The sequence below is a fragment of the Salinivirga sp. genome, assembly GCF_055145285.1.
The window spans coordinates 103,524-117,951 of sequence record NZ_JBSRDC010000004.1 but is presented as its reverse complement, the minus strand read 5'-3'; the positions used below and the strand labels follow the sequence as shown (position 1 = coordinate 117,951).

The window sequence follows — 14,428 nt, the reverse complement described above, 5'->3', positions numbered from 1 at the left end:
CCTACACGAAAACAAAAAACACCCAGAAATTCATTGGCAAACACAGACCGTGTCTAACCGGTAACTCATCCGTAGCCGTTTCACGCGGTTTTGGATAAAAGTTATTTGGCAGGCCTATAAAAAATAGGATTAGAAAAGATACCTTTACTTGCCACTTTGGGTAATTTTGCATTAAACCCGAATCAATGATATTTTCATCGACAAAAATTTGTGCTTCAACGAAAAAAATTGGCAGGATTCAAACTATCATTTTTCTTTGTTACTAAACAATTTAAAAGTCACATTATGAAAACCTTAATTCAAATTTTAGCCCTTCTACTAATGGCTGTGTTAATGAGTAGTTGCATTGCCTCATTAAATCCAATTTATGATGAAGAAAATTTAATTCACGACCCTGGATTAAATGGTAATTGGTACAATGAAAATGATAATAAGAAACTGGTGACCAAAACCATATCCTTTAAAATTGAGACAATTGAGCGAAAAAAAGACATGAAACAAGAAAGGAAAAAAATTTATCTGTGGACCGCATATGATAAAGATACTGCAACCTTTGCCGTTCATTTGACAAAAATTGGTGCTCATAAATATCTGGATTTTTTTCCCGAATCTCATGATTTTGATAATGATTTGGCAGAAATATGCTATTACCCTGTACATGCATTTTGCAGGACAAAAAGAGTTGGAGATACCTTGAGCCTCTACGCTTTTGATTTCAACTATATTAAATCTCTTATTGGAACCCGGGAATTGAGAATGAAATACAAAATGCATGATTCGCATTTACTTTTAATGGCTCCAACTGACATTCTACAGAAGTTTCTCGAAAAATATGAGGATGACCCATTCCTTTTTGAAGAAAAACCAGAAATTTATATTCGTAAAGAATAATGAAACAGATTATGCTTAAAAAATTCATATACAGTTCTGTAGTTTTACACCTTTCCTTTTGGGTGTTGAGTTATACAATATTATTAAGTATTTTTTCCATAGATAATTCTTATTTCACTATCGATTATATCTATACAAGCCTGTTTGTATTCTCACTTGCCATTCCTGTATACTTAAACCGTTTATTACTTATCCCTTTTTTGCTTCATAAAAACAGGTATGCCATTTACTCCATAGCTTTTATTGCACTGATTTTTATTGGTGCTTTGTTTAACGAGCTGATTTTTAACAACATTGTGGATTTGATTTTCCCGAGCTATTACATAATTTCCAGCTATAAATATGAAGAAATTCTTTTATTTTTCTTAGTTTTTATGGTCTTGACAACGTTGTTGAAAATGTCAAGAGACAGGTTCAGACAATTGGAAATACAAACACAACTAGCCCGTTTAGAGGAAGAAAAAACAAAAATAGAACTTAAGTCTTTAAAGGACCATATAAATCCCCATTTTTTGTTTAATAGCCTCAATGTTGTTTTTTCTTTAATTGGAAAGAATTCAAAAAAAGCTGAAGAGGCAACAGTTCAGTTATCTGATATCCTCAGGTTTATGATATATCAGGCGAGACAAGATCAGGTGAAAATCACAGAGGAAGTTAATCTTATCGAGAACTATCTTAGTTTACAGCGCAAAAGAATTGAAGACAATGTTAAAATCAGGTTTGAATGGGATGTCCAAACAGAAAACCCAATAGCGCCTTTACTTTTACTTCCTTTAGTTGAAAATTGCTTTAAGCATGGAATTTCATCAAAGAACACAAATCCATGGATTGAAATAACGTTAGAATCAAATGAGGAAAAGATAGAATTTAATGTCCGTAACTCAATGGAGAAGGCAAATACGAACACAATATTTGCCAATGGGTCGGGTTTGAATAACATTAAAGAACGATTGAATCTTATTTATCCAAAAAAACACAAATTTGTTTATAAGCAGCATGTCACAACATTTCATGCTCAAATAATAATCTACAATGACTTATAGATGTATTATTGTTGACGACGAACCAATTGCCAGAGAACAATTGCAAAAGTATATATTGCAATGTCCGCTGCTGGAACTGGTAAATACATTCAAAAATGCGCAAGAAGCAACCAAAGCATTAGTGGATGCCGATATTGATTTGATATTTTTGGATATCGAAATGCCTGAAATTGACGGAATACAATTTTACAAAAGCTTAATTAACCCTCCTTACGTAATTTTCACAACCGCCTATAGTGAATATGCAGTGCAGGGTTTTAATTTGGATGCCATTGACTATTTGTTGAAACCCTTTCCTTACGAACGATTTATGAAAGCTGTTTATAAAGCTGCTGATAAATTAAATGTGGCTACAGAAAAGAATGAGCATTCTGGTTTTTTACTTTTTAAATCAGATAAAAAAATATATCGGATTGCATTAAGTGAAATAAAGTTCATAGAAGCATTAGGTGATTATATTAAAGTGCATTATCAGGAAAAATCAATTACTGTGCATGAAACCTTAAAAAACCTATTTCAAAATTTACCTGACAAGGAGTTTATTCAAGTTCATAAATCATTCATAGTTGTCGTTTCTAAAATTGAACTAATCAAGGGCAATTTGATTGTAATTGGACAGGAAAATATACCAATAGGTCCTTCATTTAAGAAAACATTAATAAAAAATTTAGAAGGCTAATTGATTGATTAATCATCGCAGTGTGCATTTGTCTGCAAATAGTGCGAAAAACCATCAAATGTGCGCAAACCACCGACCGTACGAATATTAACAACCGTGCAAAAAAACAACGAATGTGCATAACCTACCGAAAACCGGGCAATCCCTGCTAACGCCCTTTCAGGGCTTCGGTCCGTCATTACGACATTTACCCAGGACGTTGCCCCCGGGATTGTGGCAACGCCACAAAACCGCCGTGTCTGGACGGTGATACGATGTAAGAAAAAAATCATCGGCGGAAGATGTGCAAACCGTCGCAGAAGTAACAGCTGGTTCATTTTTCCTGGCTTCCCGCCTCTGGCTCCTCCCAATTTGCCACAGGGATGGTAACAGTAAGGCTTTGGTTATACCCTAAAACATTTAAAATCTAAATACGTATTAATAGGTAGAAAAATCACTAATTTTGCATAAAAAAAACAATATGGCACGATATACAATAAATATTGACGAGCAATCAAATGCCGGCAAACATCTTATTTCACTAATGAAAGCAATGGGAGATGTTGTCAAAATTGAAAAAAAACATCAATCAGGTATTGATAAAGCCTTGTTGGATGCTGAAAACGGAAATATTCACAGTGCTAAAGATGCAGAAGACCTAATTTCCAATTGTCTTAAATAATGTATGAAATTAAGTATACGAATCAATTCAAGAAGTCAGTAAAACGATGCAAGAAAAGAGGATTTAATCTTGACAATTTAGCCAAAGTTGTAGATCTGCTTCAAAACAATGGTCAACTACCAAAAATATATAAATCACATAAGTTAACTGGCAAATTACAGTAACTGCTGGGAATGTCACATAAAACCTGATTGGCTCTTAATTTGGCAACAAGACGATACTACATTGACATTATTGTTCCTCGATACGGGCACACACAGCGACCTTTTCAAATAAACATAAATCGTGATTCTGAAGACAACCATTTACCCTGTCAGCCCTTTGGGCTGTGGGCGTTTCCAAATTGGCCGAAACAAAAACCCGAAAGCGAGAGCAACCTACTCCCAACTCGTTTCAGTGCCATCGAAACGACCATGCAAAATATTGGGCTCAATCCAATGTTTCCCCTTACCCGTCAAATCCAACACTTTAAGATCAAATCCAAGCGCAATGGTTTTCACCATTTCAAGGGCATTGATCCCTTTTTCACGAAATAGTGTGACATAACGTTTTTTAGAAAATATTAAGTTAGCCTTAACCATAGCTGAAGTGCGGTGCCGGGTAATGCTGATGAAGTTCTCATTTCTATGCATACGTATCCTGACAAGGGAAACATATTTGGCTTGTTCTACAGATTGCCATTTACCCCATCGGTAGCCTAAAATCAACGCATATTTCATAAAACGCCTGTTCTCAAAATCTACAGCCAACCTGTCGCGGCTGGTGATTAAGGCCAGCCCCGAAACCATCAATGGAATTTTTAAAAACCATAGCTTCATGGCCAGGATAACACCAATAAGCAGAAAAAAAACAGCAGCCATAATGATGTTCATTGGTGGCTTACCCAGCTTAAAATAAATAATATTTTCTCTTTTTACGGTTTTGATAAGAATTGCCTGTTGAATAGTTCCTTACAAATAAATACTAACTTTGCACCACAATATTTTATGATATGGTAAAAATAGGACAATACAATACCTTAAAGGTAGTAAAATCAGTGGATTTTGGTCTATATCTCGACGGGGAAGAGCTTGGTGAAATTTTGCTCCCGACTCGTTATGTGCCTGAAAATACTAAGGTGGACGATGAGTTGGAAATATTTCTGTATCTCGATTCTGAGGACCGGCTAATAGCCACTACCGAAAAACCATTGGCTACCGTAGGAGATTTTGCCTTGCTCGAGGCCGTGGCCGTTAATCGATTTGGCGCTTTTTTGAATTGGGGCCTACCGAAGGATTTGCTTTTGCCTTATAGCGAACAACGACACGATATTGAAATCGGTGAAAAATATTTTGTGTACATCTATTTGGATGAGGAAACCAATCGTATTGTGGCCACTTCCAAAACAGACAAGTTTCTGGATCAATCTCCTGTTAATTATGAGCCGGGAGACGAAGTCGAAATTTTCCCGGTGTTTAAAAACTCCATTGGATACCGGGTTTTAGTCAACGAGCATGTGTGGGGCATGATTTACCACGATGAAGTTTTTAGTCCTGTAAGGCGCGGCGTAAGAGGCAAGGCTTATGTAAAAAAGGTTCGGGAAGACCAAAAACTGGACCTTACGCTGCAAAAACCCGGCTATACGGCCGTGGAAGATTTCTCCGATATCTTACTCCGTTACATTAAAGAGCAGGGTGGCACAATTTCTATTACAGACAAAAGCGATCCGGAAACCATAAAAAACGCTTTTAACGTAAGTAAAAAAATATTTAAAAAAGCTGTGGGCAAACTTTACAAGGATAAAAAAATTGAAATTGAAACGGATAAAATAAGTCTTACCTCCTAACTTGTCCAATTTAGTGCGACAAATTGTATTTGGTTATAAAAAAACATAAGAATTACACTTGAATCCTTATTGAACTATTACAGGGACTGAGCTGGATTGGCCTAAGTGTTTTGAGCGGGCACCTTCATCTTGAAATAAGCGAAAAATTAAAATCTGTTTGAACGGATGCGTAATATTTTAGTTTAATGCAACAGCATTAACAGCATCCGTGAGTTATTTTAATTTAGCTTATGAAAGAAATGAAGGTCGCTCAAAATACTAAGCCTTGAATTTTTGCGCCACCGCTATAGCTAAGGCGGCACGCGGTTGCTTCGTTTTTGGTTCAAGCCAAAAATGAAGAGCCAAGCCGGCTTGAGGCGCGTTTAAATACCGTAGTTACTTTAATAATTCTTACAATATTAAAACATCAGGTTTTAATTTTATTGTTTTCTTAAAATCTAAAGAATAATAGCATATTAGTGTGGCAAACATGAGCCTGATTACCCGTAAGTCACTGATTTACAACCATAATTCAGCGAGTTTATGAAAAGGTGGACAAGTCAGGAAGGATAAAAAAATTGTAACGGATAGAATAAGTCTTACCTAGTGTCCCATCATGCATGATGAGACACTATTGGTTGTTTTTATTATTTCGACTGCTTAAAATGTTAAAGCAAAAAAACGGGAAGTAAAAAATTTGGTTTTATATTATCCTTTCACAAATTTAAAAGCCGCATTTCCTAATCGAAGCACATACAATCCTTCAGCAAGCTGCGCAACATTCAAGGTGTTACTTGAACCATCCAAACGACCTTGTAGTAATTGCCTTCCCTGAATATCAAATATTTGATAGTTTCTGGCTCCTGATTGTCCCGTTTCAATATGAATTTCAGTATCAGCAGGGTTAGGATAAACCTTTATTTTTTTCAAAGCTAACGGTTTATCAAGTGCCGTTGGATTGATACTGCCATTGATATCATATTGTGCAAAAAATTGCCAGATTTTAAGAGATGCATTTATATCATAGTTCGTCATGCCTGGGTTGTAAGCTGCTCCGGGCCAGGTGTGTCCTCCTCCAATCACTTTATAATGCTCAACAGCTACACCATTATCTCCATCTGAATAAACGTAATGTTCAACCGTAGAACCGTCTGTCGTATTTATGTCGGGGACATCAGTAATGGTCGGTGTAACATTGCAATTATTAAAATTTCTCCAATGGCTCAGCACATCATCAATGGGCTCCATCCAATCCAAACCATTGTATGGTACGGTGTTGTCAGCTGTTCCATGAATTTCCATAACAGGCATGGGGTGGGTCGCAAAACAATTGTTAATCATATCGGTAGTCATTGTGCCGGTAACCGAAGCAATTGCTGCAAAACGTTCACTCAAATGGCAGGCCAGGTAATAACTCATAAAACCTCCGTTCGACATACCTGTGGTGTAAACTTTTTCCTCATCAATATTGTAATTGAACAGCAATGTATCCATCAAAGCTGATATAAAACCAAGATCGTCAATATTTGTTCCTCCCTGCCCCACATTCCAGTGTGGCTGACCATTAATATCCGGTTCACCCATGGGGTGCACAACTAAAAAACCCGCTGTGTCGGCTATAGACCGAAAATCTCCGTAATACATTTGTTCCGAAGCATTGCTGGTATAGCCATGGAAATTAAAAACCAGTGGAAAAGCAACATCACCCGTATAAGATGCAGGAATATAAAGTATATAATCACGCCCCAAATCATCATGCATTATAGAGCTGTTTATTGTTTGTTGCCCAAAGCTTGTCGTAAATATTGACAAAAAAACTACTAAACCTGTAAAATTTTTTACCATCTTTTTTTTTATTATAAACTCTTTTTATCCAACAGATTACAAACTCATATGAATCACTTTTTTGAGTCTTTGCATAGCCTCTTCTAATTGCGACCGGGGACATCCAAAGTTCAGGCGCTGAAATCCCTCACCGCCTTTGCGGAAAATAGGTCCATGGCTCAAACCAAGCTTTGCCTGCCGCACAAGCTGATGTTGCAACTCTTTATCGGAATATCCCAACCCTCTGAAATCAATCCACATTAAAAAGGTTGATTCAGGTAAAACAGCACTTACGCCTGGCACCTCGTTTTGAATAAATTCATACACATAATCACGATTGGCTTCCAAATATATTAAAAGTGCTTCGAGCCAGTCATCGCCCTTTTGATAAGCTGTTTTTAGGGCTGCTAAGCCAAACGGATTGGTCAAGCCAATGTGAAAGCTTTCCACCATGTAATTGTAATCTTTCATCATGCGCTCATTTTCAATCACAACCACACTGGTGGATAATCCTGCCAGGTTGAAGGTTTTACTGGGCGCCATGGCAGTAACAGAATTTTGAGCTGCATATTCCGATACTGAAGCATAGGGTGTATGCACATGTCCGGGAAATATAATGTCGGAATGTATCTCGTCAGAAACTACTATAATTTGGTGTTTCTCAGCAATCTCCGCCAAACGTGTGAGCTCTTCCCGGGTCCATACACGTCCAACGGGATTATGTGGATTGCTCAGGAACATCATTCGGGTTTGATTGTCAATTTGCCGCTCCAAATCGTCAAAATCCATGGCATATTGATTGGTGCTTTCCACAAGTTGATTATTAACCACCCTGCGTCCGTTTTGCTCAATAGTGGTGAAAAAAGGAAAATAAACCGGCGACTGCACAATTACTTTATCTCCGGGTTTTGTAAATGCTAGTAATGCCATTGCCAGTGCAGAAACCACACCTGGAGAAAAAGAAATGTGTGAGGTTTCCACAGACCAATTATACCTCCTCTGAAGCCATTCCTGGATGATATCGTAATATTCGCCGCATCGCATGGTATAGCCATAAATTTTATGTTTTGCTCTTTCCTGAATCGCGTCTGCAATTTCAGGAGCAACTTCAAAATCCATATCGGCTACCCATAAAGGTAACACATCGTCCTGTCCAAAAATTCTTTCGCGTGCATCGTACTTAATACAACTTGTCCCTGACCGGTCAACGGGTTTGTCAAAATCATACTTAACCATAGATAACTGTTTTATATCGATTTAACTATTGTAAAATGAAAATGCCTATTCGCAATACGAGCAGGCATTTTCAATTTATTATTTTTCTTATTTTTATTAAAACCTGCCTGTATCATCTAAAATCATCATCAAAGCGAAATTGTTACGGTCGTTTCCATAAGGGTTAGCCTGAGACGGATTTGATGGCATGTAAATTCGCCCTGCCAATGCAACGCGCCCATCTCTCAACAAAATCCCTGAGGTAAGATCGCTTGTGGTTGGTAAGTTTTCAGCTACATCTTCGGGCATTTGGCTGTCTGGCTTGTCTGTTTTTGATAATTCATGTTCATGCAATGGCTGTAAATCACTGCCAATAACCACATACTTACCTTTAGTAATGGGTCGTTTATTATGAACTTTTATGTTGGAACCATACAAAACAAACTTATCTTCAGGTTTCATTACCAACCCATTGGAACTAATATCCAAAATTACATTGTAGCTCTTTTTTTGGCCTTGACTATTTAATTTAATGACGCGGGTCTCGTTGGTTCCCATATATTCTTTACTGTAACTGCACATATAAATGAGGTTACCCTTGCTGTCTTCGGCAATGTCCTGCGCATAAAAATTATCGGGTACGGGAATACCCACACGCCAAAGTGGTTTTCCTGAGGGATTTACTTTATAGAGCACCGGGGAATAGTCTGAAAGATCACTGCTGTATTTTTTCCCCAAAACAAGCAAATTACCATCTTTTAGCGTAATAACGGTCGAAGCTTCTTCATTTTGGTTCGATTCAATGCGCTTTGACCAGAGTGTCTCATCCTTTTCGGCATCGAGTTTTACCAAATTAATATTGTAAAGTTTATTATTATCAACTTTTGTTTCAGCTATCATGAGGTTTTTGCCGTCAATATCAGTTACATCGTTCATGATGGTAGAGTAAACCACATAATCACTTTTTTCTTTAACGATATCGCCTTTACTATTTAAAGTAACCATCCAGGGAGCAAAAATGGGTCCCTGTCGACGACTGCCAAAAGCTTCTACTCTTTGGTTATTTAAAATAAATAAAGCACTCAGATCGTAGATTTGATGTTTTGTGAGCGCGTTTTCAACAAGCAGGTTTCCTCTCTTGTCGACCCGGCAAAAATACGGTATGGATTTTTCGTATGAAGCATTTGATAGCTTCCCAAGCAAATAAATTTCCTGGTTGGGTGCTTCTGTTAATGCCAGAAGCTTATTGTTTACATAATTTTCGGCTGGATTGGGATAATAAAAAATGCCGGTTTGTGCTGTAGCATAAAAAGCTTGTGTGCCAATTAAAAACATGATTAAACATGCCTTTCTGAAAACAAACGATGTATTTCGCATAAATAGCTATTTTAAATTTTACCAGCAAAATTCTGGTCGACCTCGGAACAAATTTACTTATTTTCAATAAACTCCATGACTTTATTGACCATATTTGTAGATCCAATGATCAATGGTGTACGCTGATGCAGATCCTGAGGTTTCATGTCAAGTATGCGATCTTTGCCATTTACAGCCATGCCTCCGGCCTGCTCAACCACGAATGCTAACGGATTGGCCTCGTAAAGCAGTCTCAATTTTCCATTAGGGGCATCTGCTGTGGCAGGATAAATATAAATACCACCTTTTAACAGGTTTCGGTGAAAATCTGCCACAAGCGAACCAATATAGCGAGCTTTATATGGCCGATTGGTTTGTTTGTCAGCTTCTTGTGTGTACTTAATATATTTTTTGATGGCATCTTCAAATTTAACATAATAGCCTTCATTGATAGAATAAATGGCGCCGCTTTCCGGTGTACGAATTTCAGCATGAGAAAGACAAAATTCTCCGATAGAGGGATCGAGTGTAAAGCCGTTAACTCCCCGGCCTGTAGTATAAACCAACATTGTAGATGATCCATAAATAATATAACCTCCGGCCACTTGCTTTAAACCCTCTTGTAAAAAATCTTTATCTACTGCTTTGTGCCCACGTTCTGAAATACGACGATAAATAGAAAAAATGGTTCCAATAGACACGTTGACATCTATGTTTGAGCTCCCATCTAAAGGATCGATACAGACGATATATTTTCCGTCGTTTGACAACACGTTGTCGAAAGTTACAATATTATCGTCTTCCTCTGAAGCCATACCGCAAACCTCTCCAGAGGCACGCAGGGCATGAATAAATTGGGAGTCGGCATAAACATCGAGTTTTTGCTGAGCTTCTCCCTGTGTGTTTACAGTTCCTACTTCGCCCAAAATATCTACCAACCCGGCTTTATTGACCTCACGATTGACAATTTTTGCTGCCACACCAATGTGACTCAATAATCTCGACAGCTCACCGGTAGCGTATTTAAAATCTGATTGGCGGCGAATGATAAATTCATTGAGGGTAATGCCTAAATATTCCTTCATAACATTATTTTTTAAGCTTTTAGCAACTGTGAAACAAGCAAATATCATTGATGTTTTATGGTTAATTTGGTCATTTTCAATGCTGTTTTATCAACATATTGATTGCCAGTCCAAAACACCGCAAACGTTTGCGAAAAATTTTAAAAAAAACAGGCAAATCCTCGAAAAACCAATTGGTGATTATCAATTATTGCCTTATATTACAAACTTACAAATTTTTTAGTATTTGTGCAGAAAAACAGATTGAGCTGTTTGTATAACAAAAAATAGTAACCCTATGTTGGTATATAAATTTGGTGGTGCATCGTTAAAAGATGCCGGGTCTATAAAAGAAATGGTGAAAATTGTAAAGCAATGTGACGATAATTTAATTATTGTGGTGTCGGCAATGGGAAAAACCACCAACCGTTTAGAAAACATTGCCCGCTTATGGTTCGACGGGAAAGACTTTGAAGACCAATTACAAGAATTAATTGATTACCATCAAAAAATTATTTCGGACTTATTCGAACAGCATGTTCCTAATAATTTGAACAGCATATATGAAGATTTGTGGCAAAAGCTCAGAGAAACGCCTTCTTTAGATTATAATTACGAATATGACCAGATTGTATCTATTGGTGAATTACTTTCTACAAAAATTATTGCCTCATATTTTAATATTTTAAATACAAAAGCGCATTATATTGATGTGAGATCGGTAATAAAAACAGACCGTAACTTTAAGCAAGCCGGCGTAATTTGGAACCTCACCAAGCGATTTGCACTGGAACGATTTACTTTTGAAAATTACAAAATTTACCTTACACAGGGTTTCATTGCCGGCTCCACCAATAATCAGACTACCACCCTGGGGCGTGAGGGAAGTGACTATTCTGCTGCTTTGCTGGCCAGCGCCTGCAATGCCCAAAAGCTTGTAGTGTGGAAAGATGTGCCAGGCATTATGAATGCCGACCCTGCCTGGATGAATGATGCACAAAAAATAGATGCTCTCTCCTATCAGGAAGCAATTGAGTTAACATACTACGGAGCAAAAGTTATTCACCCTAAAACCATCAAACCTCTGCAGCAAAACAAGATACCTCTTTATGTAAATTCTTTCCTTGAACCTGAAGTAGCGGGCTCTGTTATTGGTGATATAGATGATACTCAAAACACCCTGCCAGTATATATCAGAAAACAGCAACAGGCTTTAATTAGCATACGTCCCAAAACTCCGGAGTTTGTCGCAGAAACCGATATTAGTCATATTTTTAAATTGATGGCCAACATGCATATCAGTGTACAATTGGCCCAAATGTCGGCAGCCAGTTTTACGGTATGTATTGATCAGATAGAAAACATGTTCGATCCATTCATTGCTGAATTACAATCGGATTACCATGTGCGATTTAATGCTAAAGTAGAAATTATTACCATCAGAAATTACAATGATGAAAGCCTGAGGCGAATTTTAAACGATAATGATGTGCTGATTGAACAAAAAACCCGAAAAACAGCACAAATAGTTCGTTTTATGAAAAATTAATGTGTTCAATAAGCCGTGCATGCTTACTGTGCAAAAGCATCAATAATTTTATCGGCCAATACTGAAGAAAGTTTAATATTCGACTCATGTGTCCAACCTGCTATGTGAGGCGATAATACCACTTTGTCGCTTTCACTCAAATAACGGAACGCTTCGGGTAGGGATTTTTTATGCAAATGTTCAAAAGAAACAGCTTCGTATTCCAGCACATCGAGGCAGGCGCCGGTTACGCTATCGTGCTTCATGGCAGCCATAAGGTCGCGGGTGCTAACAATTTTTCCCCGGGCAGTATTTATTAAAACAACAGGTTTGCGAAAAGCATTGAAAAAATCGGCGTTAGCCATGTAATGGGTTTCATCTGTGAGAGGAACATGGAAACTCACGATATCACATTCTTGAAATAATGTTTGCATATCTGTTTCGTGCACATAATTCGGAGCATAATTGCTTTTATACTTATCATAAGCCAGAATTCGCATTTCCATAGCGCTGAGTTTTTTGGCAAAAGTGCTGCCGGTATTACCAAAACCAATAATACCGATGGTTTTACCTTTGAGCTCTGTTCCGCGGTTTTCTTCTCTACGCCACATACCCCGGTTTACTTCGGCGTTGGCCCTGATAAGATTATTTTGGAGGGCCAGCAGCATACCCAAAGCATGTTCTGCCACAGCATTACGGTTGCCTTCAGGGCTATTGAAACATTTTATTCCCCGGCTTTCAGCAGCTTTCACATCAATATTCTCCATGCCTGCGCCCACGCGACCGATAAATTTTAGTTTTGGGGCCTTTTGCAGAAACTCCTCATCAATAATAAATTTACTGCGAATAATGATGCCATCGTACTGATTAATAATAGCCAGGCATTCTTGTTTTGATTTGCAACGGTTTTCTTCAACAATAAAGCCGGCCTCAGCAAGCAATTCGGGTAATGCAGGATGTGTAGTATCAGCAAATAGAACTTTCATTGTTTTGGTCTCTGTTAAATTCCAACGGCATTCCGGCAGCCATTTCATGTACTTTCCCTTCTTCGTAGACCAGTGATCCATTGACCCAGGTATGGGTAACGGCTGAGCGGAATGTTTGTCCTTCAAACGGCGACCACCCACATTTGTAGAGTATGTTTTGTTTTGTGACTTCCCATGGCTTTTCAGGGTCAATAAGTACGAGATCGGCATAAAATCCTTCGCGAATAAACCCTCTTCTGTTCACCTGGAAAAGGCGGGCCGGATTGTGACACATTTTTTCGACTACCAACTCTGTCGTAAAAATGCCTTCATGGGCCATTTCCAGCATTGTTACTAAGGAATGCTGCACTAATGGTCCGCCTGAAGGTGCTTTGGTATACGAGTTCATTTTTTCATCGTAGGTGTGCGGGGCATGGTCTGTTGCCACCACATCTATACGGTTCGTGCGCAAGGCCTCCCGCAGTGCCTCTTTATCCTCAGCCGATTTAATAGCCGGGTTCCACTTTATCAGGCTGCCTTTTTCATCATACTGGCTTTCGTCAAACCACAGGTGATGCACGCAGCCCTCGGCGGTTATTTTTTTGTCGCACACATGCCCTGATGCAAAAAGAGACATCTCTTTAGCTGTGCTTAAATGCAAAATATGGAGCCTTGCTCCTGTTTTATTGGCTAACTCTACGGCTTTAGAGCTCGATAAATAACAAGCTTCGGCGCTGCGTATTATAGGATGCATCGAGAAAGGAATATTTTCTCCATACTTTTCTGTAGCCACCTTCATGTTTTCTTTGATGGTATATTCGTCCTCGCAGTGTGCAGTAATTAAAACCGGACTTTCTCTGAATATTTGTTCCAGCACTTTGTCGTTATCCACAAGCATGTTACCTGTGGAAGAACCCATAAATACCTTTACGCCACAAGTTTTAGCCGGGTTAATTTTCTTCAGCAAATGTGCATTATCGTTTGTTGCACCAAAATAAAACGAGAAATTAGCCGGAGACACGGCATTGGCATTTCCAATTTTTTCTTCTAATGCTTCAAAAGAGGTTGTTTGGGGATTGGTATTTGGCATTTCCATAAAAGAAGTAACACCTCCGGCAACTGCTGCCTTCGACTCTGAAGCGATGGTTGCTTTATGAGTTAAACCAGGTTCACGAAAATGCACCTGATCATCAATTACTCCCGGAATCAGCCATTTTCCTTTTGCATCGTAAGTTTGCTCATCGGTATGTGGAAAAGGCTCCTCATATACTTTTTTAATGAAATTATCTTCAATTAAAACACTCCCGGAAAACTGTCTCCCCTCATTGATTATTGTAGCATTAGTAATCAATATTTTATTCATCCCTTTTTATTTTAAATATACATGACGAATAATAA

13 protein-coding genes and 1 pseudogene are annotated in these 14,428 nt (G+C 38.2%); 7 read left to right on the top strand and 7 right to left on the bottom strand.

Annotation, left to right across the window (positions count from 1 at the left end; all coding sequences use genetic code 11):
- Positions 1-285: 285 nt before the first annotated feature.
- The 5 genes and pseudogenes from ACTB0Y_RS01000 to ACTB0Y_RS00980 all read left to right on the top strand — a co-directional run bounded on the left by ACTB0Y_RS01000 (position 286) and on the right by ACTB0Y_RS00980 (position 3,550).
- The gene (locus tag ACTB0Y_RS01000) at positions 286-891 is read left to right on the top strand and encodes a hypothetical protein (RefSeq protein ID WP_463204916.1); all 606 of its coding nucleotides are present in this window, start codon (positions 286-288) and stop codon (positions 889-891) included.
- An 11-nt stretch (positions 892-902) separates the two neighbouring features.
- Complete coding sequence (locus tag ACTB0Y_RS00995) at positions 903-1,934, top strand: sensor histidine kinase (protein WP_463204915.1); 1,032 nt, start codon at positions 903-905, stop codon at positions 1,932-1,934.
- Positions 1,924-2,613 (top strand): LytR/AlgR family response regulator transcription factor, encoded by a 690-nt coding sequence (locus tag ACTB0Y_RS00990; RefSeq protein ID WP_463204914.1) that lies wholly within the window; start codon positions 1,924-1,926, stop codon positions 2,611-2,613. The genes ACTB0Y_RS00995 and ACTB0Y_RS00990 overlap by 11 nt, the downstream gene beginning before the upstream one ends.
- Before the next feature lie 460 nt (positions 2,614-3,073).
- A complete protein-coding gene (locus ACTB0Y_RS00985; RefSeq protein ID WP_463204913.1) occupies positions 3,074-3,274 on the top strand; it encodes a hypothetical protein in 201 nt (66 codons plus the stop codon).
- A pseudogene (locus ACTB0Y_RS00980) lies at positions 3,274-3,550 on the top strand (type II toxin-antitoxin system YafQ family toxin). Before ACTB0Y_RS00985 ends, ACTB0Y_RS00980 begins: the two are co-directional and overlap by 1 nt.
- 101 nt (positions 3,551-3,651) lie before the next feature.
- Here the strand turns inward: ACTB0Y_RS00980 and ACTB0Y_RS00975 are convergent.
- Positions 3,652-4,146, bottom strand: coding sequence for a hypothetical protein (locus ACTB0Y_RS00975; RefSeq protein ID WP_463204912.1), 495 nt, complete (start codon positions 4,144-4,146; stop codon positions 3,652-3,654).
- A gap of 119 nt (positions 4,147-4,265) precedes the next feature.
- On the opposite strand from ACTB0Y_RS00975, the gene ACTB0Y_RS00970 reads away from it, so the two are divergent.
- Positions 4,266-5,099 carry a CvfB family protein gene (locus tag ACTB0Y_RS00970; protein WP_463204911.1) on the top strand — a complete coding sequence of 278 codons (834 nt, stop codon included), beginning with the start codon at positions 4,266-4,268 and terminating at the stop codon, positions 5,097-5,099.
- A gap of 687 nt (positions 5,100-5,786) precedes the next feature.
- On the opposite strand, the gene ACTB0Y_RS00965 is transcribed toward ACTB0Y_RS00970, so the two are convergent.
- From ACTB0Y_RS00965 to fbp, 4 genes are all read right to left on the bottom strand, one after another.
- Entirely contained in the window at positions 5,787-6,839 is a 1,053-nt protein-coding gene (locus tag ACTB0Y_RS00965) for an extracellular catalytic domain type 1 short-chain-length polyhydroxyalkanoate depolymerase (protein ID WP_463204910.1), read from the bottom strand.
- A gap of 120 nt (positions 6,840-6,959) precedes the next feature.
- Positions 6,960-8,138 (bottom strand): MalY/PatB family protein, encoded by a 1,179-nt coding sequence (locus tag ACTB0Y_RS00960; RefSeq protein WP_463204909.1) that lies wholly within the window; start codon positions 8,136-8,138, stop codon positions 6,960-6,962.
- A gap of 96 nt (positions 8,139-8,234) precedes the next feature.
- Positions 8,235-9,494, bottom strand: a complete 1,260-nt coding sequence (locus ACTB0Y_RS00955; protein WP_463204908.1) for a hypothetical protein — start codon at positions 9,492-9,494, stop codon at positions 8,235-8,237.
- A 53-nt stretch (positions 9,495-9,547) separates the two neighbouring features.
- Positions 9,548-10,558, bottom strand: coding sequence for a class 1 fructose-bisphosphatase (gene fbp / locus ACTB0Y_RS00950; protein ID WP_463204907.1), 1,011 nt, complete (start codon positions 10,556-10,558; stop codon positions 9,548-9,550).
- A gap of 277 nt (positions 10,559-10,835) precedes the next feature.
- Here fbp and ACTB0Y_RS00945 point away from each other — a divergent pair, with 277 nt between their 5' ends.
- Positions 10,836-12,086: an aspartate kinase gene (locus ACTB0Y_RS00945; RefSeq protein ID WP_463204906.1), complete on the top strand. Its 1,251-nt coding sequence runs from the start codon at positions 10,836-10,838 to the stop codon at positions 12,084-12,086.
- A gap of 23 nt (positions 12,087-12,109) precedes the next feature.
- Here the strand turns inward: ACTB0Y_RS00945 and ACTB0Y_RS00940 are convergent, their stop codons facing one another.
- Both ACTB0Y_RS00940 and ACTB0Y_RS00935 read right to left on the bottom strand, forming a co-directional pair.
- Positions 12,110-13,051 carry an NAD(P)-dependent oxidoreductase gene (locus ACTB0Y_RS00940; protein ID WP_463204905.1) on the bottom strand — a complete coding sequence of 314 codons (942 nt, stop codon included), beginning with the start codon at positions 13,049-13,051 and terminating at the stop codon, positions 12,110-12,112.
- Positions 13,032-14,393, bottom strand: a complete 1,362-nt coding sequence (locus tag ACTB0Y_RS00935) for a dihydroorotase (protein WP_463204904.1) — start codon at positions 14,391-14,393, stop codon at positions 13,032-13,034. Before ACTB0Y_RS00935 ends, ACTB0Y_RS00940 begins: the two co-directional genes overlap by 20 nt.
- Positions 14,394-14,428 lie beyond the last annotated feature (35 nt).

Excerpts from the sequence above, each read along its gene's own strand:
- ACTB0Y_RS01000 (WP_463204916.1), top strand. The coding sequence starts at position 286 with ATGAAAACCTTAATTCAAATTTTAGCCCTTCTACTAATGGCTGTGTTA.
- ACTB0Y_RS00995 (WP_463204915.1), top strand. The coding sequence starts at position 903 with ATGCTTAAAAAATTCATATACAGTTCTGTAGTTTTACACCTTTCCTTT.
- ACTB0Y_RS00990 (WP_463204914.1), top strand. The coding sequence starts at position 1,924 with ATGACTTATAGATGTATTATTGTTGACGACGAACCAATTGCCAGAGAA.
- ACTB0Y_RS00985 (WP_463204913.1), top strand. The coding sequence starts at position 3,074 with ATGGCACGATATACAATAAATATTGACGAGCAATCAAATGCCGGCAAA.
- ACTB0Y_RS00975 (WP_463204912.1), bottom strand. The coding sequence starts at position 4,146 with ATGAACATCATTATGGCTGCTGTTTTTTTTCTGCTTATTGGTGTTATC.
- ACTB0Y_RS00970 (WP_463204911.1), top strand. The coding sequence starts at position 4,266 with ATGGTAAAAATAGGACAATACAATACCTTAAAGGTAGTAAAATCAGTG.
- ACTB0Y_RS00965 (WP_463204910.1), bottom strand. The coding sequence starts at position 6,839 with ATGCATGATGATTTGGGGCGTGATTATATACTTTATATTCCTGCATCT.
- ACTB0Y_RS00960 (WP_463204909.1), bottom strand. The coding sequence starts at position 8,138 with ATGGTTAAGTATGATTTTGACAAACCCGTTGACCGGTCAGGGACAAGT.
- ACTB0Y_RS00955 (WP_463204908.1), bottom strand. The coding sequence starts at position 9,494 with ATGCGAAATACATCGTTTGTTTTCAGAAAGGCATGTTTAATCATGTTT.
- fbp (WP_463204907.1), bottom strand. The coding sequence starts at position 10,558 with ATGAAGGAATATTTAGGCATTACCCTCAATGAATTTATCATTCGCCGC.
- ACTB0Y_RS00945 (WP_463204906.1), top strand. The coding sequence starts at position 10,836 with ATGTTGGTATATAAATTTGGTGGTGCATCGTTAAAAGATGCCGGGTCT.
- ACTB0Y_RS00940 (WP_463204905.1), bottom strand. The coding sequence starts at position 13,051 with ATGAAAGTTCTATTTGCTGATACTACACATCCTGCATTACCCGAATTG.
- ACTB0Y_RS00935 (WP_463204904.1), bottom strand. The coding sequence starts at position 14,393 with ATGAATAAAATATTGATTACTAATGCTACAATAATCAATGAGGGGAGA.